Source organism: Cryptocyanus atlanticus LEGE 06306, from assembly GCF_056633155.1.
Genome location: NZ_JBSJOZ010000009.1, coordinates 24,460 through 49,173, shown reverse-complemented (window position 1 = coordinate 49,173; position 24,714 = coordinate 24,460). Strand labels below are relative to the sequence as shown.

The window sequence follows — 24,714 nt, the reverse complement described above, 5'->3', positions numbered from 1 at the left end:
AATTGATCCTTTTGGATGATGCCTCCAGTGACCGAAGTGCTGAGTTTCTTCGTTCTTTCTTAGAGTCCCATCCGGACCGGACTCAGCTGATTCTTAACACGACTAATTCTGGTTCTCCCTTCTGTCAGTGGAAGCGTGGACTTACCGCAGCTCGAGGCGAACTGATCTGGATCGCGGAGACTGACGACTTTTGTGAACCGTCCTTTCTCGAGACCCTTGTTCCATCATTCTTCAACCAAGGCGTCATGTTGGCTTTTTGCCAAACGGCCTTTGTCGCATCTGATGGCGTTGATGAGGTTTGGTCCATGGCCCAGTACATTCCTGAGTTGTCGGCGCGAACCTGGACAAAATCCTTCACTTCTTCGGTAGCTTCGCTGGTATCGACTATCTGGAGTCGACGTAACTTGATTCCGAATGTGAGTGCTGCCCTGTTTCGTAAGCCCCATCAGCTTGCACTGCTTGATGATCCACAGTGGCAGTCCATGCGTGTTTGTGGAGATTGGTGGTTTTATCTTGAGATCTCGCGTGGAGGCCTTGTTGCCTATTCAGCTGCAACCGTCAATTATTATCGTCAGCACGGCAATAACAGTTCGGTTGCACTCCACCGGCAGCACTCCTATCTGCTAGAGCATCTGGTCCTAGCCGAGCAGTCGCTCAGATTGTTTCCTCTCAATGGGCAGGTCTGCACGGCCTTGCGAGCTGAACTGCGAGCTCGCTGGTGCGACCGTCAGAGTGATCCGATTCCTGTCAGCATCGAGGAGCGTATTGCCTCTCTTCAGCCCGCAGATGGGTCTGGTCGCTCCCTCAACCTCATGGTTGTGACCTACGCATTGATCCCAGGTGGTGGAGAAATCATGCCACTACGGCTTGCGAATAGTCTCAAGAAGCGTGGCCATTCTGTCAGCGTTCTGAATTGTCGCCAGCAGCCAACGGTCCCTGTTATTCGCGAAATGTTGAGATCGGATATTCCCTTGTTTGAGCTTTCTTCGCTGGAAGCGCTTTCCAGATTGATTGATGACCTCTCCATTGATGTAATCCACTCGCATCATCCTTGGGTTGACACAACGATTGCCGAGCTCCTCCAAGGTAATCCCTGTGTTGCTCATGTTATTACTTCCCATGGGATGTATGACGAGTTGGATATTCATCGTCTGAATTGTGCTGCGCGATTGTTTTCTGGCAGGATCAATCAGGCTACGTATGTGGCTGATCGAAATCGTGATGCCTTGATTGCCCTTGGTTTGAATCCTGCACAGATTCATAAGATACCAAATGCAATTGATCAGCACATAATCCAGCCACTTCCACGGCCCAAGCTCGGAATCCCCGACCATGCTTTCCTCGTCTGTATTGCCAGCCGGGCAATTCGTGAGAAGGGCTGGCAAGAAGCCTGTGAGGCTGTTCTGCTTGCTCGTCAACAAACTGAGCGCGATATTCATCTGTTGGTGATTGGTGCTGGGCGAGAGCAAGAGCGCCTAAAAACCGTCTATTCGTGTGAGCAGATCCATTTTCTGGGCTTTCGGGGTAATATACGTGATTTCTATGGTTGTGCTGATCTAGGTATCCTTCCCACTTTTTATCCTGGAGAAAGTCAACCCTTGTCTTTGATTGAATGCTTGTCGGCTGGCCGTCCATTTCTGGCTTCGGATATAGGTGAAATCAAAGAAATGCTCACTGCATCTGATGGACTTGCAGGTTTCGCCATCCCTTTGATGAACTCCACTATCCCAGTGAAAGACTTTGCTAAAGCCATCACTCTTCTTGCAGATGACCCTGATCTTCATGCCAAACTGTGTTCCCTTGCGAGAGAAGCGGCCTTGAAATTTGACGCTTCTATCATGGCTGAGTCCTTTGAATCTGTTTATGTGCAGGCCCGATATCCTCAGCTCAACGTCATGAATTCAATCGGACCTAGCTCTGAAGGACTTCGGGCTGTCCTAACCTAACCAGCTCATGACCACGGTAGATTGCTTTAATCAGGCTTGAATATCCGTCAAAGTGATGTGCGAATCAGGTTGCATGTCTTTTTAATAACCTCTGGCCTCAGATGGGGGTAAATTGGCAAGCAGAGCACACTACGTGCGGCACTCCAGGCATTCGGATACAGCATCTTTGCTGCTTCGCACCCCATAAAATGCCGATAGGGTGGTTGCTCAGGTATTAGTGGAAAGAAATAGCGCCTAGCCATGATCTTCTGTTTGCGTAAAGTCGATAAGGCAATTTCTCTGGCCTTTTCCCCATCGCGAAAGTTGATCGGAAAGTATCCGAAGCTGCTTCGATCCATTTCGCTTCCTAATGGCAACGTGATGGCATCGATATCTTTCAGTTCGGTAAGATATTGCATCGCCACTCTTCGCCTATCGGCGATGATTTCATTGATATGGTTGATTGAACAGAGGCCGACGGCTGCATGAAGCTCGCTCATCTTTGCGTTGAGTCCATCGTCACAGACGTAATCTTCTGCGGAAAATCCAAAGTTTCTGATTTGCTTGCAGCGCTGGGCGATGGCTTGGTCGTTTGTGAGGATGACTCCTCCTTCAAACGTGTTGAACAACTTAGTGGCATGAAGGCTAACTACGGAGAGATCGCCATGCCCCAGCAGCGACCCACAATGACAATCTGATTTGAAGCAATGTGCTGCATCGTAGATCAATGACAGCTGATGTTCTGTTGCTAGTTGACCAAGTGCATCCACGTCACAGGGAATCCCGTAGACGTGAGTCGGCAGGATGGCCGCCGTTCTACTTGTGATTGCTTTGCGGACTGAATCCGTTGCAATACCATAGCTATCTGGATTAATATCAACAAAAACAGGTGTGAGGCCAGCCATTAGAATGGCTTGGGATGTTGCTACAAAACTGAATGGACTTGTTATCACTTCCCCTGAGATTCCCTGCGTCTTCAGCGCAACAGTGAGGCCCAAGGTGGCATTGGCGACCAGTAGGGCATGGTTCACGCCGAGTTCTTGGGCGAGCCGCTTCTCCAGCTGCTGGCAGAGGGGCCCATTGTTGGTCAGAATCTTGGTGCTCCAGATCCTGTCCAGATAGGGATCCAGTTCTTCTCGATTGGGTAGGAATGGTTGCGTAATATGAACTGCATCGTTCAAATAGGGCAGAGTTTCCCCGTCCTGTCCATTTCCCGAGGTGGGGCGTTGATTGGCCCTCCAGATTGGCTTTTCTGCTGGCACTGGCTGTTGCGGCTCGGATGTGTTGTGCTGCATCAGGCGTGCTAGGGGTTAATCGGCCACCGCTGGAGCCGACTCGGTTGACCGCCGAGTGACGTTGCCTTTGCGTCAGCTTTGGAACTGATGATTGGATTGTTGCTGGGTGAGGTCACTGTACTACCCTGGAACAGCTGCGTTCGCTTTCGAGCTTCCTGGGGTTTAGCGAACTCTGGCTTCGGCATTAAGCCTCGTGAGACCGAAGATTGGTGATGTTGTTGGTGTGATTGTGAGAATCCGGGCGTTGGGTACCCAATCGATGGCCCTGACCTGGCAGGCTGTTGGATCAATCACCTCGGACAGCATCACCGCAAGGACATAGTCTCCTGGCTGCAGGGCCGGCCGGCAGGACCAGGTCACTGTAGCTGTGGTTCCATGAGCCTCACTCCAGTTCAGTTCTTCCAGGAATGAATCCGTATAGGCGATATCCAGGCTTTCCTTTGTTCGAATGTGAATGGCCATCCCGGTGATTGAACTGATGGCTTTCCGGTCGACCGATATCAGGATGCTCATGGCCTCGCCATGCCCGATCGTTGAACTTGTATTGTTGTCCTGGTCACGGATCGTGATTCCGAGAATTGCTCCGATCTGAGATCCTGAACGCCCCAACTGGGAGTGAACGCCCAGAATGACTTCCTCTGTTGCCGCCTCCCCAGCAGCTGACCTGCCCTGAGTGTCGGCCTTGACCTGATTCGCCTCAATAGTCATGAAGTCTCTGAAGTAAGCATTGCAGGCTTGATCGATTGAGCCGAGATAGGCGCTGCTACCCTTATTTAAATAAAGGCCAGTGGAGCAAAACATCTTCACGGCGCTCAAGTCGTGACTGACAAACAGAAGCATTGTGCCGTTGTCAATCAAGCTGCTGATCTTCCTGCTGCATTGCTGTTGAAAGATGATGTCACCCACAGACAATGCTTCGTCCACCACCAGCACGCTAGGTTCAACGTGGGCCATTACCGAAAATGCCAGCCTGACAACCATCCCGCTTGAATACGACTTAACTGGTTGATCAATGAATTCACCGATATCAGCAAACGCAAGGATATTGTCGAGCCGTTCGTCGGTCTCTCGTTGGCTGAGGCCCAACAGCGACGCATTGAGATAGACATTTTCCAGGCCGCTGAACTCCGGGTTGAAACCACTTCCCAGTTCGAGTAAAGCAGCGACTCTTCCCTGTACCGCGATCTCCCCCTCGGTTGGCCTGAGCGTGCCGCAGATCATCTGCAGAAGTGTGCTTTTCCCACTGCCGTTCCGACCAATGATCCCCAGGGTCTCCCCACGTCTGACTTCAAAGCTGATGTGTCGGAGGGCCCAGAACTCCCGATAGAACTGTTTCTTTCTTCCCAGCAGCATTTGCTTCAGCCGATCCTTCGGATCTCCGTAAACGTGATAGCATTTCCCTAGATTGTCCACCTTGATCACAACATCGTCTGCTGATGACTGCTCCCTATTCATGATTCTGCGTCCATCTATATCAGGGCCGCTCCATGGAACACTGCTGGTCCTTCCATGACCTTCTTCTGAACTCATCGCGGCTGAGTACTCCGTCACATCACGTCCGGGAAGGCTCGCTTGGACCGCTCGAAGAGCCGATGTCCAGCTTCACAGACCACCAGACCCAGGGCAGTTCCCAGGCTGAGATACAGCACGGAAGGGCTTCCCCCTTCGACAAGCACGATGCGCGTCTGCCCGATGATGGATGCCAAAGGGTTGAGGTTCAGAAAGGGGCGCCACATCACCGGAAGCGCTGTGATCGGAAAAAAGATTGGACTCAGGTACATTAACATGCTCAGAAGTACCCCCACCAATTGACCGATATCCCGCAGGAACACGCCCAGGCTTGCCAGAACCCAGCTCACTCCCAGGCAACCCAGAATCAGCGGGATCCAGACGATCGGGAGCCACAGCACTGATGCAGGAATCATTCTGAAGGCCAGTAGTTCAAACAGTCCGAGAATGATCAGGCTGGCACTGGCGTGGACCAATGCATTGCCCAGTGTGACGGGAACGAGCAGATCGAGCGGGAAGACCACTTTGGTGACATAGCTGGGATTGCTGATCACCAGCGATGGGGCTCGACTCACGCATTCAGCCACCAGATTGAAGACGATCAGACCGGTGAAAATATTGATGGCGAAGGCGATCGGTCCCAGTTCTTCCTGCCCGGACCAGCGCGCTTTGAAGACCTGGGAAAACACAAATGTGTAGACGCCAAGCATCAGTAGAGGTTGCAGAAATGTCCAACCAACACCCAGCAAGGATCCTCGATAGCGCCCCAGAACCTCCCGCTCGGTGAGTCGCCACCAGAGCTGACGATTGCGCCACAGTGATCTGTGGAATCGTACGAGCATCAGCCTCGATCGTGTGCTGACAATGTACGGGAGTGGTCAGGAGCCTTCCCCTTTTCCCCATGAACATCGACGGCACGGCCTGGCGCACGATCTGGCTCGAACCGGGTGGCCGATCGGTCGGCGTGATTGATCAGACCCGCCTCCCCCATCTCTTCGAGACCCGCACGATCACCACCGTGGCGGAGTCCGCCGAGGCCATTGCCACCATGGTCGTCCGGGGGGCGCCCCTGATCGGGGTGACCGGCGCCTACGGGCTGATGCTGGGCCTCCAGGATGATCCCTCCGACCAGGCCCTTGAGAAGGCCGTGGCCCAGCTGGCGGCCACCCGTCCCACGGCCATCAATCTCCGCTGGGCCCTCCACCGTGTCCGGCAGCGGGTTTTACCCCTGCCTCCAGCCGAGCGGGCGGCCGCCGCCCGCCTGGAAGCGGCCGCCATCGCCGACGAGGATGTCGCCATGTGCGCTGCCATCGGCAGCCATGGTCTGTCCCTGTTCCAGGCGATCGCCTCCCGCCGGCCTGCGTCCCGGCAGACCGAGCCCCTGCAGGTGCTCACCCACTGCAACGCCGGCTGGCTGGCCACGGTGGACTGGGGTACGGCCCTGGCCCCGATCTACCGGGCCCACCGTGCCGGTCTGCCGATTCACGTCTGGGTGGACGAGACCCGGCCCCGCAACCAGGGGGCCAGCCTGACCGCCTTTGAACTCGGCCGCGAGGGGGTGCCGCACACCGTCATCGTCGACAACGCCGGTGGTCATCTGATGCAGACCGGCCGGGTGGATGCCGTGATCGTGGGCACCGACCGCACCACCCGCAGCGGGGATGTCTGCAACAAGATCGGCACCTATCTCAAGGCCCTTGCCGCCCACGACAACGGCGTGCCGTTCTATGTCGCCCTGCCTGCCTCCACGATCGACTGGACGGTCGCCGATGGGGTCCGTGGGATTCCGATCGAGGCTCGATCGGCTGATGAGGTGACCGCCATCACCGGCCGAACTCCGGCTGGTGGGCTCACCAGCGTGCAGCTGACTCCGGAGGGCAGTCCCGGCTTCAACCCGGCCTTCGATGTCACCCCCGCCCGGCTGGTCACGGCCCTGATCACGGACCGTGGCATCGCCCCCGCCAGCGAAGCGGGCCTGCGCAGCCTCTACGGCGGCCCGCCCCCGACCTGATCGGCTCCCCGTAACCTCCCCCCAGCCCCATCCATCCCCGTCTGCGCTGCCGCCATGCCCGTGCTCAACCGCTGGTCGGACGCCGAGGCCGCCACCGCCGTCGCTCGCTATGCGGCCCGGGGGGTCCCCGAAGACCTGGCCCTGCGCACCTACTCGGCCCGGCTGCTCGGGGCGGATCCGGAGCTTGTTCTCCATGGCGGCGGCAACACATCGGTGAAGAGCACGGTCACGGGTCTGCTGGGGGAGTCGATCCCGGTGCTCTGCGTCAAGGGCTCCGGCTGGGACCTGGCCACGATCGAGCCGCCCGGACACCCGGCGGTGCGTCTGGAGCCCCTTCAGGCCCTGCGGGCTCTGACGGCCCTCAGCGACGCGGACATGGTGGCCGCCCAGCGCCGCAATCTGATCGATCCAGCCGCCCCCAACCCCTCGGTGGAAACACTGCTGCACGCCTTCCTTCCGCATCGCTTCGTCGACCACACCCATGCCACCGCCCTGCTCGCCCTGGCGGATCAGGGCGAGGCCGCCGCGATCTGCCGGCAGGTCTACGGCGAGCGTGTCGCCCTGGTGCCCTACGTGATGCCGGGCTTCGCGCTGGCACGGGCGGCGGCGCAGGCCTACGAGGAGGCCGAGGCGCTGGCCCGCTCCCGCGGCATGGAACTGGAGGGCATGGTGCTGCTGCAGCACGGGCTCTTCTCGTTCGGCGCCACGGCGCAACAGAGCTACAACCGCATGATCGAGCTGGTGGAGGAGGCCGAGCGGCACCTCACCCGGGGGCAGGGCGCCAGGCCTTCCCGCCCGACCCCGGCCGTGCCGGAGCCCGCCGGTGGGGCGGCGGCGCTGCTGCCGCTCCTGCGCGGAGCCGTCGCCGGGGCGGCCGGGGCCCAGGGGGCACCCCGCCGCTGGTTGCTGGACCTGCGGGCCACCCCGGTGGCCCTTGAGCTGGTGAATGATCCCCGTCTGCCCGAGCTGGCCGGTCGCGGCGTGGCCACCCCCGACCACGTGATCCGCACCAAAGCCGCTCCGCTGGTGCTGCCTGTCGACCCCGACCGCGCCGCGATCGATCAGGCCCTTGCGGCTTACATCACGGCGTATCAGGGCACCTTCGCGCGCCAGAACGCCCGCGTCGGCGGTGGCAGGATTCCCCTTGATCCTCTGCCCAGGCTGGTCGCCGTCCCCGGGCTGGGGCTGATCGGCCTGGGCCGCAGCGCCGCCGATGCGGCCGTGACCGCCGACATCGGCGAGGCCTGGGCACGAACGCTGCTGGCCGCCGAGAGCCTGGGCCGGTTCAGCCCGGTCGGCGAGGACGACTGCTTCGACATGGAGTACTGGAGCCTGGAGCAGGCCAAGCTCGGCCGGGCGGCTGAGAAGCCCCTGGCCCGCCAGGTGGCCCTGATCACCGGCGGCGGCGGTGCCATCGGCGCAGCCACCGCCCGGGCCTTCGCCGCCGAGGGGGCCGAGGTGGTGGTGCTGGATCGCGACGGCGTCGCCGCCGCGGCCGTCGCGGCAGCCTGCGGCCCCCGGGCTCTCGCCCTGGCCGTCGACGTCACCGATCGCCAGGCGCTGCGGGCGGCCTTCGGGCGGGTGGCGGCCCGATTCGGCGGTCTCGACCTCGTGGTCTCGAATGCCGGCGCCGCGTGGAGCGGGCGGATGGCCGACCTGAGCGATGCCGATCTGCGGGCCAGCTTCGAGCTCAACCTGTTCGCCCACCAGGCCGTCGCCCAGGCGGCGCTGGGGATCTTCCGCGCCCAGGACGGTGCCCCCGGCGGCCGTGGACGGCTGGGGGGGCAGCTCCTGTTCAACGTCTCGAAGCAGGCGCTGAATCCGGGACCCGGCTTCGGCGCCTACGGCATCGCCAAGGCCGCCCTGCTGGCCCTGATGCGCCAGTACGCCCTTGAGGGGGGCGGCGAGGGCATCCGCGCCAATGCCGTCAACGCCGATCGCATCCGCTCCGGCCTGCTCGATCCGGACCGGATCCGGGAGCGCGCCGCCGCCCGGGGCGTCTCGGAGGAGGCCTACCTGGCGGGCAACCTGCTGGGCCAGGAGGTGCGGGCCACCGACGTGGCCCAGGCCTTCGTCTCCCTGGCCCGCCTGGAGCGCACCACCGGAGCGGTGCTCACGGTGGATGGGGGCAACGTGGCGGCGATGGTGCGCTGAGGGCCCACCGCCGGCCAGGGCTGGGCCTTGGCTGTCCTGGGATGGCGTCAGCGGCGGCGGGGGTCAGTTCGCGGACCTGCTGCTGCGGGCCAGCCCCAGCCCCAGGCCGGCCCAGAGGAGCACCAGGGTCAGGCAGAGGGCCGTCCAGACCGGCAATCCCCAGCGACTCACGGCCAGGGGGGCCACCACCGTGATCACTCCACCGGCGAGAAAGGGCTGGAGCAGCAGCTGTTTGATCGAGAACGGCTGCAGGGCCGGGCTGCGGTCCTCGGGGTCGGCCATGCGCAGCAGGAGCAGGCCGCTGGCTGCCACCCCGGTGGCCTGGCCGAACTCGATGATCGCCCGCTCGAACCAGTCGGGGGGCAGGATCCGCGGCGCCAGGACCAGGACCACTCCCAGGTTCCAGGCCAGACCCACTCCCGCGAGAACCGACAGCGGCAGCCAGTCGTGGGCGAGGAGGGTCAGATCCAGGCAGGCGGTGGCCGCCGTAATCAGCAGATCGGCGGACACGGTGCCGAGGCAGCTCTGCACGGGGGTGGAGGCCCAGTGGGCCCGGCCGCTGCTCTCGAGGGCCAGCCGCACCAGCAGGGAGCCCACCAGGGCCAGGGGGAAGACCGGGAACGCCGCGATCACTTCGGCGACCGTGCCGCCCAGCGGAAGCATCAGCCAGCGCAGTCCATCGAGCAGGACGACGCCAAGGATCACCGCCAGTCCGGCCAGGGCCAGATTCACCAGCCAGACCGCCAGGCCCGGCTTCGGTCGCGAATCCAGCCCGCCCTCCGGCACCAGTGGCGCCACCGGCGTCAGCGGCAGCGCCGTTCCCAGGGGCATCACGGTGGCCAGCATCCCCCCCGGCGGGACGCGGACCTCCCCGGTTCCCTCCCGCGCGTCCAGCAGCCAGCCCCGCCTGCGCCCCACCACCACCACCAGCCCCCCCACCACGGTGGAGGCCAGCAGCCCCACCGTGGCCATTGCCAGCCCCAGGGCTTCCCCCCCCGCGAAGCCAAGGCTGGCGTAGCTGGGTCCCATCGCCGCCGCCGAGCCATGGCCTCCCTCGTAGGCCACCTCGATCAGACAGGCCATCAGGGGGTGCACCCCCAGCAGCGGCTGCAGCACCAGCAGCACCGCCAGCCCACCCACGAGGTACTGGCCGAAGGCCAGGGTGAGGGCCAGCAGCACTTGGGCCGAGAGCGGCTCCCACAGCCCTGCCAGCTTCGGGAGTGGCTTGGCGAGCAGCAGGGTGGCGAACACCAGGGTGAGCAGAGCCAGGGGCAGCTGGTCCCAGATGTCGATCACCGCAGCGCTCAGCAGCGGCAGCGGACCGGCGGGCGCCACCAGCAGGCCGAGGGCACCGGCCAGCAGGGCCTCCGGTATGCCCCAGTGCTTCAGTCCCAGGACTCCCCCGATGGTTCGGCCCAGCCACAGCACCAGGCTGAGGGCGATCAGGGCCGCCGTCAGTGTGCGGGCAACGGCGAGCAGCTCCGGGGTCCACAGACCCGCCAGAAGCGTGCTCATCGGATCGCCAGATGGCGGCGGAAGAACGCCTCGGTGGTTTCGAGCACCTCGACCTGAACGGCACTGCTGCGGAAGCCATGACCCTCCCCGGCGAATCGGTGCAGCTCCACCGGCACCCCGTTCTCCGCGAGGGCCAGGGCCATGCGCTCCGCCTGCTCCGGCGACACCACCGAATCCAGCTGCCCGTGGAAGAAGATCACCGGAGCGCGGATCCGACCGGCCTGCTGCAGCGGGGATCGCTCCGCGTAGAGCGCCGCAGCCTCCGGCCATGGCCCCACCAGCCGCTCGAGGTACCCCGCCTCGAAGCGGTGGGTGTCGGCGGCCATGGCGGCCAGATCCGCCACCCCGTAGCGGCAGGCACCGGCGTGGAACACCTCGGTGAAGCAGAGCGCCGCCAGGGCCGTGAAGCCGGCGGCGCTGCCCCCCTCGATCGCGACGCGCTCCCCATCGGCCCGGCCCGAGGCCACCACCGCCCGGGTGGCGGCGGCGCAGTCGGCCACATCCACGACGCCCCAACCGCCGTCGAGCCGCTCCCGGTAGGCCCGTCCGAACCCGGTCGAGCCGCCGTAATTCACATCCAGGACGCCCCAGCCCCGGCTGGTCCAGAATTGAATCGTCAGGTTGAGGCCCGTTCGTGCCATGCCGGTGGGGCCGCTGTGCCCCCGCACCAGCAGGGGTGCCCCGCCATGGCCGCCGCCCGGGGGTGGGTAGTACCACGCCTGGGTGGGCCGTCCCCCGTGGCCGGCGAACCAGAGCGGCTCCGCGCGGCTGATCGTCTCCGGCCTGAGGGCGGGAGCGAGCGGGGCCGGCGTCCCCCCGGTCGGTTCCCGGTGCCAGCGTCCACTGGCCAGCTCCAGCCGCACCAGAGCCCGGCCAGTGGTGGCGGAGGCGGCGACCGCCACCAGATCTCCGTCCTCCGCCCAGAGCCCCGCCAGCTCGTCGAAGGGGCAGTCGATCGGTTGCCAGGCCCCACGGCTGCCGGCGCCTGACCTGTCCGGCTCCTGATCGGCGGGCAGGGTGATCCGGCCCAGCCGCCAGCGCCCCTGCCGGCAGGCCGCCGCCACCAGACTCTGGCCGTCCCAGGCCGTGGTGCGAAGGCCTCCGACCCACTGGGGCACGGCGAACTCCGCCTCCATCGGCGCCAGGGGCTGCCAGATCGGGGGCTCCCCGGCGCCGGTCGCCTCGCGAGCTTCGGCCGGCAGCCGCTCCAGATTCCACCAGCCGCTGCGGTCGTTGGCCACGACCAGATCGCCATGGGGAAGCCAGAGGGGCTGGAAGACCGAGCAGGAGGGCCCTTCCCCGTCCGGGGGAGAACCGGCGAGCCAGCGGCAGCCGGTCAGGCTTCCGTCGGCCAGCAGCTGGCCCAGCCAGAGCTGGCTGCGGTCCCAGGGCATGAACGGGTGCTGCCATTCCACCCAGGCCAGCCAGCGGCCGCCGGGAGCCAGCACCGGGGATCCGCAGAAATCGGCGGGCCGATGCAGTGTCTGCGGTTCCCCTCCCCCCAGGGGCACAGCCACCAGCCGGTCGCGGCCGCCGGATTCCATCACCCCGATCCAGCGATCCCGCTGGGACTCGATCAGGCCGTCGCCGAAGGTCCGCTCGGCCGGATCGGTGAGCCGCCGAGGCGCATCCCCCCTCAGGGCCGGATCGAGCCGCCACAGGCAGCGATCACCGTCTGCGCAGGCCACCACCGCCAGGGGCTGGGATCCGGAAGCGCCCGCTCCAGCCGGACCGATCGCCAGCACCGCTCCGCCATAGCCATGCAGCCGGCTGCGCAGATTCCATTCCCCGGGGGTCAGCTCGAAGGCCTCGCCCCCGCCCCCCGGCCTGACCATCAAGGTGGTGCGCCCGCTCTGCCAGGACCGCTGCTCAAGCCAGAACCAGTGGCCCCCATGCAGCTGGGGCTCCCTGAGGTCGGGGATGCTCCCCACCGTGGCTGCGGCAGGGAGAGGGCCGACCGGCGCGCTGTCCGCCACAGGGGTCAAGACCGTTCTCCCGCCGAAGGCTCCTACAATCGTTCCTATCGTTTCAGGTGATGCCTTGGCCAGCAGCTTCGCCAAGATGGCCCGCCAGGCGGAGCAGCTCAACCGGGGTGTCCAGGTCCCCAAGCAGGCCCTCGATTCCCCTCCCCTGGCGATCCACACCCTGGGTGATCCCACGCTTCGGCAGTCCACCCGGCGGATCAGCAAGGTGGATGAATCGGTCCGTGACCTGGCCAGGAACATGCTGCGCAGCATGTATTCCGCCCGCGGCATCGGTCTGGCGGCCCCCCAGGTGGGGGTCCACAAGCAGCTGCTGGTGATTGATCTGGACCCGGAGAATCCGGCCACTCCGCCGCTGGTGCTGATCAACCCGGAGCTCAGCTCCCCCAGTGCAGCTGTCGAGACCTACGAGGAAGGGTGTCTCAGCATTCCCGGGGTCTACCTCTCGGTGGTGCGTCCGAGTGCGGTGGATGTGAGCTACCGCGACGAACAGGGCCGGCCCCGCCGCATCCGCGCCGACGGGCTTCTGGGTCGCTGCATCCAGCATGAGATGGATCACCTCCAGGGCGTGCTGTTCGTCGATCGGGTCGGAGATGAGCTGAGTCTCAACGAGGAGCTGCAGGAGCACGGGTTCCGCCGCGCCGACGTTCACCCCCTGCGCTGAGCCCCCATGCCGATGAAACCGCTCGCCGGGATGTTCCTGGCCCTGGCTTGCCTGCTCGGGATTGCCGCCACCGGCTCCGTCTTCGAACTCTCCTACGGGGAGCCGGATCTGGGTGTGCTGGCCACCCGGCTGATCCTGGCGGTCTGCCTGCCGGGCACGGCGATCAGCCTCCTGGTCGCGATTCGTCTCAACAAACCGGCCTGAGCCCCGGGCCCCGGGCCCGGATCCATCGACCCCCACGCGATCCCACTTCTACGATCGGGCGCATCCTGCGTTCTTCGCTGTGAACCGCACTCCCCTGCTGTTCCCTCCCCTGGCCGCTCTGGCTGGCCTGGTGCCCGCCCTGGCCTGGCTTACCCCCACGCCAGCCGCCGCCCAGGCCGCCCTGTTCGGGGCCAGGGAGGTGGATGAAACGCGCTTCCTGCTGGTGGCCGCACCGATCGGAGACGGTACCCGCGCCCAGCTGAACATCTACGAACAGATCAGCGATCGCCGCCCCTGCTTCGCCACCTCCGGATCGACGCCGGCACGGGTGGACCCCCTGCTGGGGGGCTTCGATTTCACGGGCATCTGCACCCGCTACCTCGATGGCAACGGCTATTCCCTGCGGGTTGGGAACACGGACCTGGGCACCGTCTACCGGCTGAGTGTGGTGCGCCAGGGCAGCGACAACATTCTGCTGGCGGCCCCATCCCGGAACCGGCCGGGTCCCGAGATGATCGTGGCCCGCACCAACGGCCACGCCGCCGGTTTTCTGCAGTTGATTCCCGAACCCGGCTGGATGCTGAAGCGGCGCCACTTCGGAGACCGGGCCCTCGGCCATGTCTATCTCTACCGACAGGAGTGGCCGGCGGGGGCCATCCCCGAGGCCAGCCCCGCCGAGCTGGCCGTGCCGCCGTCCATACCGACCGATCCCGCAGGGGCTCCAGCGGCTGGGGAGCCGGCGGTGACCGAGTCGACGCCGACCAGCGCTCTCCCTGTGCCGCTCGCTCCAGCTGGCGTAGGCGAGGCCACGCCCTGAAGGGCTGGGGGCTCCGATTGCTACATTGACGAGCTACCCAGCCCCTCTGCGTGGTTCATGACCCAGGTCACCGTCGGCGAAAACGAAGGGATTGAATCGGCCCTGCGCCGCTTCAAGCGTCAGGTGTCCAAGGCGGGCATCTTCGCGGATCTCAAGCGCCTGCGTCACCACGAAACCCCCACCGAGAAGTACAAGCGCAAGGCCCAGCAACGCCGCCGCCGCCGCTGAATCCCAGGGGGATGTGCCCCTCCGCTCAGGGCGGCAGCTCGCACTCCTGCAGGCTGTCAAAGGAGCGAAAGGTGAAGGCCTCGGCCAGATGCACGGGCTCAAGCCGTTCCGCCCCTTCGAGATCGGCAATGGTGCGGGCCACCCGCAGCAAGCGCTGGGCGGAGCGGGCGCTCAGCCTGCGCCGGCGGATGGCCTGACTCCAGAGGTCCAGTCCTGCGTCCGAAATCCGGCCCTGCTGGGGCAGGTCGCGGCCCCCCAGCCGGCCATTGGGTTGCTGATCCGGGTTCCGTGCCCGCATCCGTTCACGGGCTGCCCTCACCCGGGCCGCCACCTCGACACTGCTTTCCTCGGGGGCCTGCCGCTCTCCGACCCCGGGCACCAGAGCCTCTGCCGGCAGACGCCTTACCACCACCTGGAGATCAATCCGGTCGAGCAGGGGACCGGACAGGCGCGACCAGTAGCGCTGCCGCAGGGCCTCCGGGCAGCGGCAGGTTCGCTCCGGATCGCCGAACCAGCCACAGGGACAGGGGTTGGTGGCCGCCACCAGGGCCACCTGGCAGGGGTAGCGGCACCGATGCCGGGACCGGCTCAGCCAGATCTCCCCCTCTTCCAGCGGCTGCCGGAGCTGATCGAGCACGTCCCGGCGGAACTCGCTGAGCTCATCGAGAAAGAGCACGCCGTGGTGAGCCAGGCTCAGCTCCCCCGGCCGCGGCATGGCACCACCGCCGATCAGGGCGGCGCCGGTGCAGCTGTGGTGGGGCGCCCGGAACGGTCGGCGCTCCAGCAGGGTGCCCTGGGGGGGCAGCAGGCCCGCCACGGAGTGGACCTGGGTCAGTTCCAGGGCCTCGGGGCGGGGGAGCGGAGGCAGCAGGTCCGGCAGACGGCGGGCGAGCATGGTCTTGCCACTGCCCGGAGGGCCCACCAGAAGCAGGTGATGCTCCCCCGCTGCGGCGATCTCCAGGGCTCGTTTGCCGTGGGGCTGCCCCCTGACGTCAGCCAGATCCAGGCGCGGGGACCTGCCCTCTTCCCCGGCCATGGCCACCGGTTCGGCCGGGGGGCGGCACGGGTTCCGCACCAGCTCGATCACCTGCCGCAGCTCCCTGGCCGGCCAAATCCTCAGCCCCTCCACCAACCGGGCTTCGGCCGCGTTGGCCGCCGGAACCACCAGACCCCGGGCGCCTGCCCGCCGGGCCGCCAGCGCCAGGGCCAGCACGCCCCGCACCGGGCGCAGGCTGCCGTCGAGCCCCAGCTCCCCCGTGCTCCAGACCCCCTCCAACTGGGCGGGCGGCAGCTGGCTGGAGGCGAGCAGCAGCCCCAGGGCGATCGGCAGATCGAAGGCTGGCCCCTCCTTGCGCAGATCGGCCGGGGCCAGGCTGACGATCACCCGGGTCAGGGGCACCCGGAAGCCGCTGTTGCGCAGGGCTGCCCGCACCCGCTCCCGCGACTCGCGCCCCGCCGCATCGGCCAGCCCCACGATCTGGAGTCCCGGCAGGCCCGGGGCGATGTCCACCTCCACGGCGATCGGGCTGGCTTCGAGGCCCTGCAGGGCGGCCGTGGTGCACCGTGCCAACATCGGCGAATCGGCGGTGGACACCTTCCAGTGCCCAGCCCGTCCCACCTCCCGTCGAGCCCGGCGTCATGGCTGCCAGCGACACGATCTTCGGCCGCGTTCTGCGGGGGGAGATCCCCTGCGACCAGGTCCATGCCGATGACCTCTGCCTGGCCTTCCGCGACATCCATCCCCAGGCCCCGGTGCATGTGCTGGTGATTCCCCGGGAGCCCCTGGTGAACCTGGCCGATGCCGAGGAGCGTCATGCCCCGCTGCTGGGCCACCTGTTGCTGGTGGCGGCAAGGGTGGCCCGCCGGGAGGGGCTGGAGAGCTGGCGCACGGTGATCAATTCCGGCGCGGGCGCCGGTCAGACCGTGTTCCACCTGCATGTCCATGTGATCGGCGGCCGTCCGCTGCACTGGCCTCCTGGATGAGGGCCCCGGTCCTGGGATCCCGGCCGGGCCCGCCAACGGCGAGAATGCGCCCCATCTGCAACCCTTCATGCGCGCCCTGGCGGCCTTCCGCGACCAGCTCGGCAAGCTGCAGCGACTGGCCCAGCCTTACTTCCTGCCCCTGGAGGAGAGCAGCTCAGGGCAGTTCCTGATGCTGGTGGTGGCCCTGGTGGCCGTGGTGGTGGGCCTGACCCTGCTGCTGCTCACCGGCGTGGTGGCGGCCAGCGGTGCCCTGATCCCCGCCCTGCGGGACCGGTTCCTGCCCGGCGTGCCCCAGCAGGTCGCGGGGCTCTGGAGCGGGCCGATCGCACCGGTGATCATGGTGCTGTTCGTCGCCGGACTGGCGGCGTTCGGCTGCCTGCGGGGCAAGCTGCGCCAGGGACGCTGGCTTCCCTGGCTGCTGATGGGGGTGATCACCCTGCTGATCCTGGTGATCAACGGGATCAACGTGGGGATCAGCTTTGTCGCCCGGAACGTCGACAACGCCCTGGTCGCCTACGACCAGGATGGCTTCTGGAAGATCGTCGGCATCTATGCCTTCTGCCTGGTGCTGGCTCTGCCGATCCGGGCGATCCAGAGTTACCTGATTCCGAAGCTCGGTCTGCTCTGGCGGGAATGGCTCAGCACGCGGCTGCTCGGCCGCTATCTATCGAACAGGGCCTATTACAACCTCAATCCCAACGATGAATCCCTGGAGGAAATCGACAACCCTGACCAACGGATCTCCCAGGATACGGCGAGCTTTACCGGTACCAGTCTGAGCGTGACGGTGGAGATCATTTCTGCCCTGCTCACCTTCGTGAGCTTCATCATCGTGCTATGGAGCATCAACGGGAAGCTGGCCCTGCTGTTACTGGCCTATTCCACCGCCGGGACGGCTCTGATCATCTTCGCCAGCCGGAAGCTGGTGGCCCTGAATTACCTCCAGCTGAAGCTGGAGGCCGATTTTCGCTACGGCCTCGTTCATATCCGTGACAATGCCGAATCGATCGCTTTTTACCGGGGTGAAAAGCAGGAAGGAAAGGAGGCTGAACGGCGTCTTGGCGGGGCCATCATCAATTACGACCGGTTGATCATCTGGGAGGCGCTCATTCAGGTGATTCAGCGTTCCTATGACTACTTTTCCCGCTTTCTGCCTTGGCTGGTGATCGCGCCAATCTATTTTGCCAGGGAAGTGGATTTCGGCGTGTTCGGTCAGGCCAGCATCGCCTTCAGTCAGGTGTTGTTTTCGGTGAGTTACATCGTCAACAACATTGATCGGCTGGCGGCCTTCTCAGCCAGCATCAGCCGACTGGAGGGCTTCCAGGGAAAGATGGAGGAGATCTCCTCGGAGGCCGTCGCCGCCCAGGCCGCTTCCGCCGCCTCGGTTGCCGCCCAACTGGCCAGCACCCCGGGTGCCCTGGCCCCGCCGGCCGATTCCATCCTGGTCAGCCATGCGGATCTGGTGCCGCCTCGCAGCAACCGCTGCCTGATTCGGGACATCAGCCTGGAGGTGGGCCCCCGCCAGCGGCTGCTGGTGGTGGGCCCCAGCGGCTGTGGCAAGACCTCCTTCCTGCGCATGGTCAGCGGCCTCTGGCCGCCGGCCGCCGGCAACGTGCAGCGGCCGCCGCTGGCCGAGCTGCTGTTCATTCCCCAGAAGCCCTACATGATTCTGGGCAGCCTGCGCGAACAGCTCTGCTATCCGCTGCAGCCCGAGCGCTTCAGTGACGACCATCTGCGCAGCGTGCTTGAGGAGGTGAGATTGCCGGAGCTGGCCCATCGCTACCCCGATCTCGACATCAATCAGGACTGGCCCCGGTTGCTGTCCCTGGGAGAACAGCAACGCCTTGCCTTCGCGCGGCTGCTGCTCAATTCCCCCCGGTTCGTGGTGCTCGATGAGGCCACCAGCGCCCTTGATGTCAGCACCGAAAAGCACCTCTACCAACGGCTCACGGAGCGGGAGATGGCCTTCGTGAGCGTCGGCCACCGTCCCACCCTGGTGGCCTTCCACGACACGGTGCTCGAACTCGACGGCAAGGGGGGCTGGCGGCTGTTTCCCGCCACCGGCTATGACTTCGGCCGTGGCTAACCCGGCTGAGCCGCCCCGATTCCGTTCCAGTTCACTCCCTCGATGACCCCTCCGACCAACCCCTTGTCCCCGGCCACCAGCGCCACCACCTCCGATCCTCCCGCCTTCGGTTGGAGCGCCTACGCCGAGCGGGTCAATGGGCGGTTCGCCATGCTCGGCTTCGCGGCGGTGCTGCTGATCGAAGCCCTCAGCGGGGACAGCTTCCTCCACTGGGCGGGCCTGGTGCCCTGATCAGGGCAGGTCGATCAGATCCACCTGCCACAGTCCGCCCCGGCTGATCTGCACCGCCAGCGCCCGCCCGTCTGCGCTCAGGGACACCTGGTGGGGAACACCGGGGGGATCCAGGGGGAGTGGCTGCAGGCTCTCGCTGGAGCGTCGGTAGAGGACCAGTTCCGTCCGTCCGTCCCGCTGACGCACCACGGCCAGGCGGTCGCCGCGGGCGTCCACGGCCACGCTGAGCGGCTGGGCATCGGGACGGTTCAGTCCCGGCAGCGGCACGGGCCGAGCGCTCTCCAGATCGACGAGCACCACCCGCTCGCGGCCGTCCCGTCCAGTGATCAGGGCGAGCCAGCGTCCGGACAGGGAGGGATCACGGTTGAGGCCGGCCTGGGCCAGGCGCTGGTTGAGTGGCGGCACGGGTCGCAGCGGCGGGGGGCTGCAGCCCCCCAGCACCAGCAGAGCGGTCACCGCCGCGGTCGCCGCTCCGGGCCAGACCCTCACGGCGAGCCCCCCCCCCCGACCCGCTGTCCCGGGGTTGGATCGGGTTCCAGCCGTGCACTGAGATCGAAGATCTCCACGATTCCCTGGCCATCCCGCACCACCTGCAGGGCCACACTTCGGCCGTCGGGGGCCAGGCTCAGCCGCTGGGGATCCCTCTCTCCCGGCAGGGGGAGGGGGTGGAGCCGGCCGGTGAGCCGGTCTTCGATCACAGCGAGGCGGCGGGGGCCCTGCTGGACGATCAGGGCTAGGTAGCGGCCGTTCCAGCTCAGTGATGGAGAGCTGTGGGGCTGGCGTCGCTTCAGCTGACGCAAGGGCAGCACGGTGCCACTGCGCCGGTCCTGCAGCAGGACGGTGCTGCGCCCCCCGCGTTCCACGACGCTGGCCAGCAGCCGGCCGTCCCCGCTGAGGGCCGGATCCTGGCGGCTCCTGAGGGCTGACAATGCCGGCGGCGCCGGAGTGCTGCGCAGGCTCCCGGGCCAGGCGCATCCGGCCAGGGCGAGGGGCAGGGCCAGCAGGGGGGGCCAGGCGGGCGGGCGGCCTGACGGGTGCTGGGCTCGGCCGAGCGGCCCGGCGGGAATGATGGGGTCCGTGGTCCGGCTCAGTCGTCGAAACGGGAGCTGTTGTCTCGGCTGCCGCCGGCGGGCCTCAGGGGGGTGAAATCAGCGTCGCTGACGTTGCGGGTTTCCGGGGCGGGAGGTTCCCCGCTCGCTTCGCCCCGGCCGCGGATCGGACTGCCCTGGGGCACCCCCGGGGTGGCGGCGGGCCCGGAGGAGGCCGGGGAAGTGCCACCCGCCGGGGAGGGGGAGGCGCCGCCCCCGCTGCGCCGGCTGGAGCGGGGCATGGTGTCGCTGCTGGGCACCGGTCGGCTGCCCCGACGGGGTTCGATCCCGCTGTCCCGTTCGCGCCGGCGGGCACCGAAGGCGGGGCCGGAGCGGGACGCCGCGGTGGCGGAGGACGAAGCACCTCCGGGGGGGGAGGCGGGGGTGCCACGCGAGGGATAGGGGTCGTCGCTGGGGCCGGAGCCGCGGCTCCGGCTGGGGGGCTCCCAGTCCTCCTGGCCCCGCGGCCGACGGCTGGCCGCCCGCTCGGGGATGGCCGGGCGGTCGCTGCGGCGGGGGCGGTAGAACGCCCCCTCGTCTTCCGGTTCCTCGGTTTCCAGGGAGCGGATCCGGCGCCTCAGGGGCTGGGGTTCATCGAAGCGGTCGACCTCGGAGTCCCAGCCGGGTCGGCCACCCATGCTGGGTCTGGGCAGGGGCGGCTCGTCGTCGTCGAAGTAGGAGGAGCGCCGGGCCTGCTCGGTGGTCACCCCCCGCAGCCGCACACTCTCGTAGGCAAAGAAAACGGTGGTGCCTGCCAACAGGAACTGACCGAACTGGAGGATCGGATCGAGCCGCCAGCCCTGGAAGAAGAGAATCCCGCCGCACAGCAGGCCGACCGCGGCGAAGAAGACGTCGTAGTCGCGGGCGAGGGCCGGTTTGAAGCTCCTCATGAAGTAGAGGAAGGCACCGCCGACGGCCAGCACGATGCCGACGATGCTGGCCCAGTTCAGGCTGGCATTGACCACGTCTGAAACCCTCGTCGAACGCTGGATCGTGCCCTCCTGCGGAGAACCCGTGTGGCCAGTCTAAGGACCTGGCCAGCGAAGGCCCTGACCGGAGCGTCAGCCCGCGCGCCGGCTGCCCGCGATCAGAGCTTGCGGTCGACCTGATCGTTCTGGCTGATCAGCACCAGGGCAATGCTGATCGGAATCACCACGATCATCGCCCCGTAGACAAGGCTGCTCAGGAAATTCGAAAGGGAGGGTGTCATGGCAGGTCCGGATCCATCAGGGATCCTAGGCAGGGGGCCCCGTTTCCTACCATGGAGACTGTGGTCCTTAGAGCTTTGTGACGGCCTCCCCCGTGCTGCTGCAGTCCCTGTCGGTGGGGCTGGTCGTCCTGGGGCTGCTGCTGGCGGCCTGGACACTGCTGTTTCTGTTTCGGATCGTGCTGACCTGGTATCCCCAGGTGGACCTGGAGCGGGGGGCGATGCGGCTGATCAGCCAGCCCACGGAGCCGCTGCTGCGATGGACACGCCGGCTGGTCCGTCCGATCGGCGGCGTCGACGTGACCCCGGTGATCTGGGTCGGGCTGATCTCCCTGCTGCGGGAGCTGCTGGTGGGTCAGCAGGGGCTGCTCACCCTGGTGCTGCGCCGCAGCCAGGATCTGGTCCCGTAACGCCCTGGGCCCCTGCGCCGGGCGTTACGGGGCAGGGGCCGGCGGCAGCATGTCCTGCTCGACGAACTTCGTGTGCACGTCCCCCCGCTGGAACTCGGGTCGATCGAGCAGGGCCAGGTGGAACTCGATTGTGGTGGGGATGCCGGTGACGGCACACTCACTCAGGGCCCGCCGCATTCGTCTCAGGGCGGCGTCGCGGTCCACCCCCCAGACGATCAGCTTGCCGATCAGGGAGTCGTAGAAGGGCGGGATCTCGTAGCCGGTGTAGACGTGGCTGTCGACGCGGACCCCAGGCCCCCCGGGTGGAAGCCAGCCCGTGATCTTTCCCGGTGAGGGCCGGAAGTTCTGCTGGGGGTCTTCGGCGTTGATGCGGCATTCGATCGCATGGCCACTCAGGCGGATGCTCTCCTGGCGCAGGCTGAGGGGCTCGCCACCGGCGATGCGCAGTTGCTCGGCGATCAGGTCGATGCCCGTAACCATTTCTGTGACCGGGTGCTCCACCTGGATGCGGGTGTTCATCTCCATGAAGTAGAAGTCCCCGCCTCGATCGACCAGGAACTCCACCGTGCCGGCACCCTCATAGGAAATGCTGCGGGCCGCGGCGATCGCCGCTTCCCCCATCTGGCGGCGCAGGTCAGGATCGAGGGCCGGGCTGGGCGCCTCCTCCAGCAGTTTCTGGTGGCGGCGCTGGATCGAGCAGTCGCGTTCGCCGAGGTGAACCACATTGCCGTGGCGATCCGCCAGCACCTGCACTTCCACATGCCGGGGGCGGTCGATAAACTTCTCCATGTAGAGTCCGGGGTTGCCGAAGGCCGCGTCCGCTTCCCCCTGGGCGGCCTTGAACAGGCTTTCGAGCTGATCGGCCCTGTTCACCAGTCGCATGCCACGGCCCCCTCCGCCGGCCGTGGCCTTGATCATCACGGGGTAGCCCATCTGGGCGGCCAGAGCAGCAGCTTCCCCGGCATGCTCCAGCAGCCCCTGGCTGCCCGGGATGGTCGGTACGCCGACCCGTTGCATGGTGTCCTTCGCCGTCGCTTTGTCCCCCATGGCCCGGATTGACTCGGGGGAAGGACCCACGAAGGTGATGCCGTGGGCGGCACAGATCTCGGCGAAGCGGTCATTTTCGGCCAGGAAGCCGTAACCGGGATGGATGGCGTCAGCACCGCGGGAGATCGCCGCCGCGATGATGTTGGGGATGTTGAGATAGCTCCTGCTGCTCGGTGCTTCTCCAACACAGACCGCCTCATCGGCGAGCTGCACATGCAGGGCATTTCGGTCCACTGTGCTGTAGACCGCCACGGTGGCGATCCCCATCTCCCGGCAGGTGCGCAGGATGCGGAGGGAGATTTCGCCACGGTTGGCGATCAGCAGCTTGCCGATGGGCATCCGTGGGGGGTCCAGGCCGCTGCGGACTGTATCAGTGCTGACTCAGGCCTTCCAGCGCGGCCGGAGCCGGGCCGGGCGATGGGTATATTGACGAACCGGAGGAAGCCCCTGGGCTCCTGCGGTCCACGCGGATGTGGTGGAATTGGTAGACACGCACGTTTGAGGGGCGTGTGGCTTCGGCCTTGCGAGTTCAAGTCTCGCCATCCGCATCTCTCTTCCCCCTTGCTTGACCCCACTGCCGCAGAGCCGCACGCCGCCCTCCACAGCGATCGTGCTGGTCTGCAACGGCCCGGGCGAGCTCACGACCTGGGTGGGCCCCCTGGCCCGGCGCCTGCACCGCCAGTTGCTGCTGCGTCCCCTCGCCCCCGAGGGGGACTGCGCCCTGCGGCTGGTGCTGGTGCCCTGCCCCAACGCCACCGGGCGCGAAGCGCAGGTGGCCCGGGAGCTGGGGCTGTTCGAGCGGGTGGTGCCGGCTCACCGCTTCTGGTCAGCGCTGCTGTGGCCGGCCCGGAACGGTCCCTGGCCGCCGAAGGGAGTGGTGGTGTTCCTGGGCGGTGATCAGTTCTGGACGGTGCTGCTCTCCGCGCGGCTGGGCTACCGCCATCTCACCTATGCCGAATGGGTGGCCCGCTGGCCCCGCTGGAATGACCGCATCGCCGCCATGGGGCCCCAGGCCGCCGCGCGTCTCGCCCCGCGCTGGCGTGAGCGCTGTTCGGTGGTCGGGGATCTGATGGCGGATCTCTCCGAGTCGGCCCGGGCCGACGCCCCCCTGCCCGCAGGGGACTGGGTGGCGCTGCTGCCGGGATCGAAGCGGGCCAAGCTTCAGGTGGGGGTTCCGTTCCTGCTGGAGGTCGCCGACCGCCTGGCCCAGCTCAGGCCCGGCTGTCGCTTCCTGCTGCCGGTGGCTCCGACCACGTCGGTGCGGGAGCTGGTGGCCTACGGCAGCGCCGAGAACCCGATTGGGCGCCAGTACGGCGGGAGCACTCCCCGTCTGGTCGCGTCCGGCCAGGGGGCAGAGCCGGAGGAGCGATGGCTGGAGACGGGCGCCGGCACCCGCATCCTCCTGGTCGAGCGCCATCCCGCCCACGGTCCGCTCAGCCAGTGCGCCCTGGCGCTCACCACCGTGGGGGCGAACACCGCGGAACTGGGGGCCCTGGGGGTGCCGATGATCGTCCTGGTGCCGACCCAGCACCTGCAGGTGATGCAGGCCTGGGACGGCTGGCTCGGGCTGGTGGCCCGGCTGCCCCTGCTGCGCTGGCTGGTGGGGGTGGCCCTCACCGCCTGGCGCATGCGCCAGCGCGGCTTCCTCGCCTGGCCCAACATCTCCGCCGGCCGCCAGGTGGTGCCGGAGCGGGTGGGGGCGATCACGCCGGCCGAGATCGCTGCGGAGGCGGCCGACTGGCTGGCCCACCCCAGCCGGCTGGAGGGTCAGCGGGATGATCTGCGCAGCCTGCGGGGACAGCCCGGAGCCGTGGCGGCCCTGGCCTCCCTGGTGCAGGAGCTCCTGCCCGTCTCGTGACGGGCGGGTTGCCTAGGTTGGACCGGTCGCGTCCGCATCGCTCCCATGTCCGGCCCAGGCCCCGGAACAGCCCCCGAGTCCACCGATCCCGCGGCGAGGGAGGCCCACTGGCGCGCGATCCTCACGCCCGAGCAGTACCAGGTGACCCGTCAGGGAGGCACCGAGCGGGCGTTCAGTGGCGCCTACTGGAACCACAAACAGACGGGTCAGTACGCCTGCATCTGCTGTGGGGCCCGGTTGTTCGCCTCGAAGGCCAAATTTGATTCGGGCAGCGGCTGGCCCAGTTTCTGGGAGGGTCTGGATCCCGCCGCCATCACCACGATCGAGGATCGCAGCCACGGCATGGTGCGCACCGAAATCCGTTGTGCCAACTGCCAGGCCCACCTCGGTCACGTCTTCCACGACGGCCCGGCCCCCACCGGCCTGCGCTACTGCGTCAACTCCGCCTCGCTCGCCTTCGAACCGGAGGCCGGACCGGGTTCCTAGCTTCGAGCCGATCC

24 protein-coding genes and 1 tRNA gene are annotated in these 24,714 nt (G+C 66.4%); 14 read left to right on the top strand and 11 right to left on the bottom strand.

The genetic code is table 11. From position 1 onward, the window contains the following. The first annotated feature begins 2 nt into the window (after window positions 1-2). Window positions 3-1,946 carry a glycosyltransferase gene (locus tag ACWJI7_RS10380; RefSeq protein WP_479937722.1) on the top strand — a complete coding sequence of 648 codons (1,944 nt, stop codon included), beginning with the start codon at window positions 3-5 and terminating at the stop codon, window positions 1,944-1,946. Window positions 1,947-1,993: 47 nt separating this feature from the next. Here ACWJI7_RS10380 and ACWJI7_RS10375 read toward each other — a convergent pair whose 3' ends face one another. The 3 genes from ACWJI7_RS10375 to ACWJI7_RS10365 all read right to left on the bottom strand — a co-directional run bounded on the left by ACWJI7_RS10375 (window position 1,994) and on the right by ACWJI7_RS10365 (window position 5,571). Next, on the bottom strand, window positions 1,994-3,220 hold the full coding sequence (locus ACWJI7_RS10375) for a DegT/DnrJ/EryC1/StrS family aminotransferase (protein ID WP_479937720.1): 1,227 nt from the start codon (window positions 3,218-3,220) through the stop codon (window positions 1,994-1,996). 162 nt (window positions 3,221-3,382) lie between these two features. Continuing rightward, window positions 3,383-4,675, bottom strand: coding sequence for an ABC transporter ATP-binding protein (locus ACWJI7_RS10370; protein WP_479937718.1), 1,293 nt, complete (start codon window positions 4,673-4,675; stop codon window positions 3,383-3,385). Window positions 4,676-4,767: 92 nt separating this feature from the next. After that, complete coding sequence (locus tag ACWJI7_RS10365; protein WP_479937716.1) at window positions 4,768-5,571, bottom strand: ABC transporter permease; 804 nt, start codon at window positions 5,569-5,571, stop codon at window positions 4,768-4,770. A 59-nt stretch (window positions 5,572-5,630) separates the two neighbouring features. Between ACWJI7_RS10365 and mtnA the strand changes: the two genes are divergently transcribed. Both mtnA and ACWJI7_RS10355 read left to right on the top strand, forming a co-directional pair. Next, window positions 5,631-6,740 carry an S-methyl-5-thioribose-1-phosphate isomerase gene (gene mtnA, locus ACWJI7_RS10360; RefSeq protein WP_479937714.1) on the top strand — a complete coding sequence of 370 codons (1,110 nt, stop codon included), beginning with the start codon at window positions 5,631-5,633 and terminating at the stop codon, window positions 6,738-6,740. Between the two features lie 54 nt (window positions 6,741-6,794). Beyond that, window positions 6,795-8,894 carry a bifunctional aldolase/short-chain dehydrogenase gene (locus tag ACWJI7_RS10355; protein WP_479937712.1) on the top strand — a complete coding sequence of 700 codons (2,100 nt, stop codon included), beginning with the start codon at window positions 6,795-6,797 and terminating at the stop codon, window positions 8,892-8,894. A 63-nt stretch (window positions 8,895-8,957) separates the two neighbouring features. On the opposite strand, the gene ACWJI7_RS10350 is transcribed toward ACWJI7_RS10355, so the two are convergent. After that, entirely contained in the window at window positions 8,958-10,409 is a 1,452-nt protein-coding gene (locus ACWJI7_RS10350; protein WP_479937710.1) for a sodium/glutamate symporter, read from the bottom strand. Further along, window positions 10,406-12,340 (bottom strand): S9 family peptidase, encoded by a 1,935-nt coding sequence (locus tag ACWJI7_RS10345; protein WP_479937709.1) that lies wholly within the window; start codon window positions 12,338-12,340, stop codon window positions 10,406-10,408. The genes ACWJI7_RS10350 and ACWJI7_RS10345 overlap by 4 nt, the downstream gene beginning before the upstream one ends. Before the next feature lie 109 nt (window positions 12,341-12,449). Here ACWJI7_RS10345 and def point away from each other — a divergent pair, with 109 nt between their 5' ends. The 4 genes from def (at window position 12,450) to rpsU (ending at window position 14,304) form a co-directional block, all read left to right on the top strand. Beyond that, window positions 12,450-13,055 (top strand): peptide deformylase, encoded by a 606-nt coding sequence (def, locus tag ACWJI7_RS10340; protein WP_479937707.1) that lies wholly within the window; start codon window positions 12,450-12,452, stop codon window positions 13,053-13,055. A 6-nt stretch (window positions 13,056-13,061) separates the two neighbouring features. Continuing rightward, complete coding sequence (locus ACWJI7_RS10335; protein ID WP_479937705.1) at window positions 13,062-13,259, top strand: hypothetical protein; 198 nt, start codon at window positions 13,062-13,064, stop codon at window positions 13,257-13,259. A gap of 79 nt (window positions 13,260-13,338) precedes the next feature. After that, window positions 13,339-14,076, top strand: coding sequence for a DUF3747 domain-containing protein (locus ACWJI7_RS10330; protein ID WP_479937704.1), 738 nt, complete (start codon window positions 13,339-13,341; stop codon window positions 14,074-14,076). 57 nt (window positions 14,077-14,133) lie between these two features. Beyond that, entirely contained in the window at window positions 14,134-14,304 is a 171-nt protein-coding gene (gene rpsU / locus ACWJI7_RS10325) for a 30S ribosomal protein S21 (RefSeq protein WP_006172073.1), read from the top strand. 25 nt (window positions 14,305-14,329) lie between these two features. Here the strand turns inward: rpsU and ACWJI7_RS10320 are convergent, their stop codons facing one another. Next, complete coding sequence (locus ACWJI7_RS10320; protein WP_479937702.1) at window positions 14,330-15,877, bottom strand: YifB family Mg chelatase-like AAA ATPase; 1,548 nt, start codon at window positions 15,875-15,877, stop codon at window positions 14,330-14,332. A gap of 65 nt (window positions 15,878-15,942) precedes the next feature. Here ACWJI7_RS10320 and ACWJI7_RS10315 point away from each other — a divergent pair, with 65 nt between their 5' ends. The 3 genes from ACWJI7_RS10315 to ACWJI7_RS10305 all read left to right on the top strand — a co-directional run bounded on the left by ACWJI7_RS10315 (window position 15,943) and on the right by ACWJI7_RS10305 (window position 18,604). Next, window positions 15,943-16,287 (top strand): histidine triad nucleotide-binding protein, encoded by a 345-nt coding sequence (locus ACWJI7_RS10315; RefSeq protein WP_479937700.1) that lies wholly within the window; start codon window positions 15,943-15,945, stop codon window positions 16,285-16,287. A gap of 67 nt (window positions 16,288-16,354) precedes the next feature. Continuing rightward, a complete protein-coding gene (locus tag ACWJI7_RS10310) occupies window positions 16,355-18,373 on the top strand; it encodes an ABC transporter ATP-binding protein/permease (RefSeq protein WP_479937698.1) in 2,019 nt (672 codons plus the stop codon). 42 nt (window positions 18,374-18,415) lie between these two features. Beyond that, the gene (locus tag ACWJI7_RS10305; protein WP_479937696.1) at window positions 18,416-18,604 is read left to right on the top strand and encodes a chlorophyll a/b-binding protein; all 189 of its coding nucleotides are present in this window, start codon (window positions 18,416-18,418) and stop codon (window positions 18,602-18,604) included. Here ACWJI7_RS10305 and ACWJI7_RS10300 read toward each other — a convergent pair whose 3' ends face one another. From ACWJI7_RS10300 to psbX, 4 genes are all read right to left on the bottom strand, one after another. Continuing rightward, window positions 18,605-19,060: a TolB family protein gene (locus ACWJI7_RS10300; protein ID WP_479937695.1), complete on the bottom strand. Its 456-nt coding sequence runs from the start codon at window positions 19,058-19,060 to the stop codon at window positions 18,605-18,607. 29 nt (window positions 19,061-19,089) lie between these two features. Next, window positions 19,090-19,587 carry a TolB family protein gene (locus ACWJI7_RS10295; protein ID WP_479937827.1) on the bottom strand — a complete coding sequence of 166 codons (498 nt, stop codon included), beginning with the start codon at window positions 19,585-19,587 and terminating at the stop codon, window positions 19,090-19,092. Between the two features lie 104 nt (window positions 19,588-19,691). Next, entirely contained in the window at window positions 19,692-20,657 is a 966-nt protein-coding gene (locus ACWJI7_RS10290) for a Ycf66 family protein (RefSeq protein ID WP_479937694.1), read from the bottom strand. 122 nt (window positions 20,658-20,779) lie between these two features. Then, window positions 20,780-20,902, bottom strand: a complete 123-nt coding sequence (psbX, locus tag ACWJI7_RS10285; protein ID WP_006172065.1) for a photosystem II reaction center X protein — start codon at window positions 20,900-20,902, stop codon at window positions 20,780-20,782. 77 nt (window positions 20,903-20,979) lie between these two features. Here psbX and ACWJI7_RS10280 point away from each other — a divergent pair, with 77 nt between their 5' ends. Beyond that, on the top strand, window positions 20,980-21,309 hold the full coding sequence (locus ACWJI7_RS10280) for a YggT family protein (RefSeq protein WP_479937692.1): 330 nt from the start codon (window positions 20,980-20,982) through the stop codon (window positions 21,307-21,309). 24 nt (window positions 21,310-21,333) lie between these two features. Here ACWJI7_RS10280 and accC read toward each other — a convergent pair whose 3' ends face one another. Next, complete coding sequence (gene accC / locus ACWJI7_RS10275; RefSeq protein WP_479937691.1) at window positions 21,334-22,695, bottom strand: acetyl-CoA carboxylase biotin carboxylase subunit; 1,362 nt, start codon at window positions 22,693-22,695, stop codon at window positions 21,334-21,336. Window positions 22,696-22,822: 127 nt separating this feature from the next. On the opposite strand from accC, the gene ACWJI7_RS10270 reads away from it, so the two are divergent. From ACWJI7_RS10270 to msrB, 3 genes are all read left to right on the top strand, one after another. Then, a tRNA-Leu gene (locus ACWJI7_RS10270) sits at window positions 22,823-22,904 on the top strand. Window positions 22,905-22,921: 17 nt separating this feature from the next. Further along, window positions 22,922-24,214, top strand: coding sequence for a glycosyltransferase family protein (locus ACWJI7_RS10265; protein ID WP_479937690.1), 1,293 nt, complete (start codon window positions 22,922-22,924; stop codon window positions 24,212-24,214). 45 nt (window positions 24,215-24,259) lie between these two features. Further along, on the top strand, window positions 24,260-24,700 hold the full coding sequence (gene msrB, locus ACWJI7_RS10260) for a peptide-methionine (R)-S-oxide reductase MsrB (protein ID WP_479937688.1): 441 nt from the start codon (window positions 24,260-24,262) through the stop codon (window positions 24,698-24,700). Window positions 24,701-24,714: the final 14 nt, after the last annotated feature.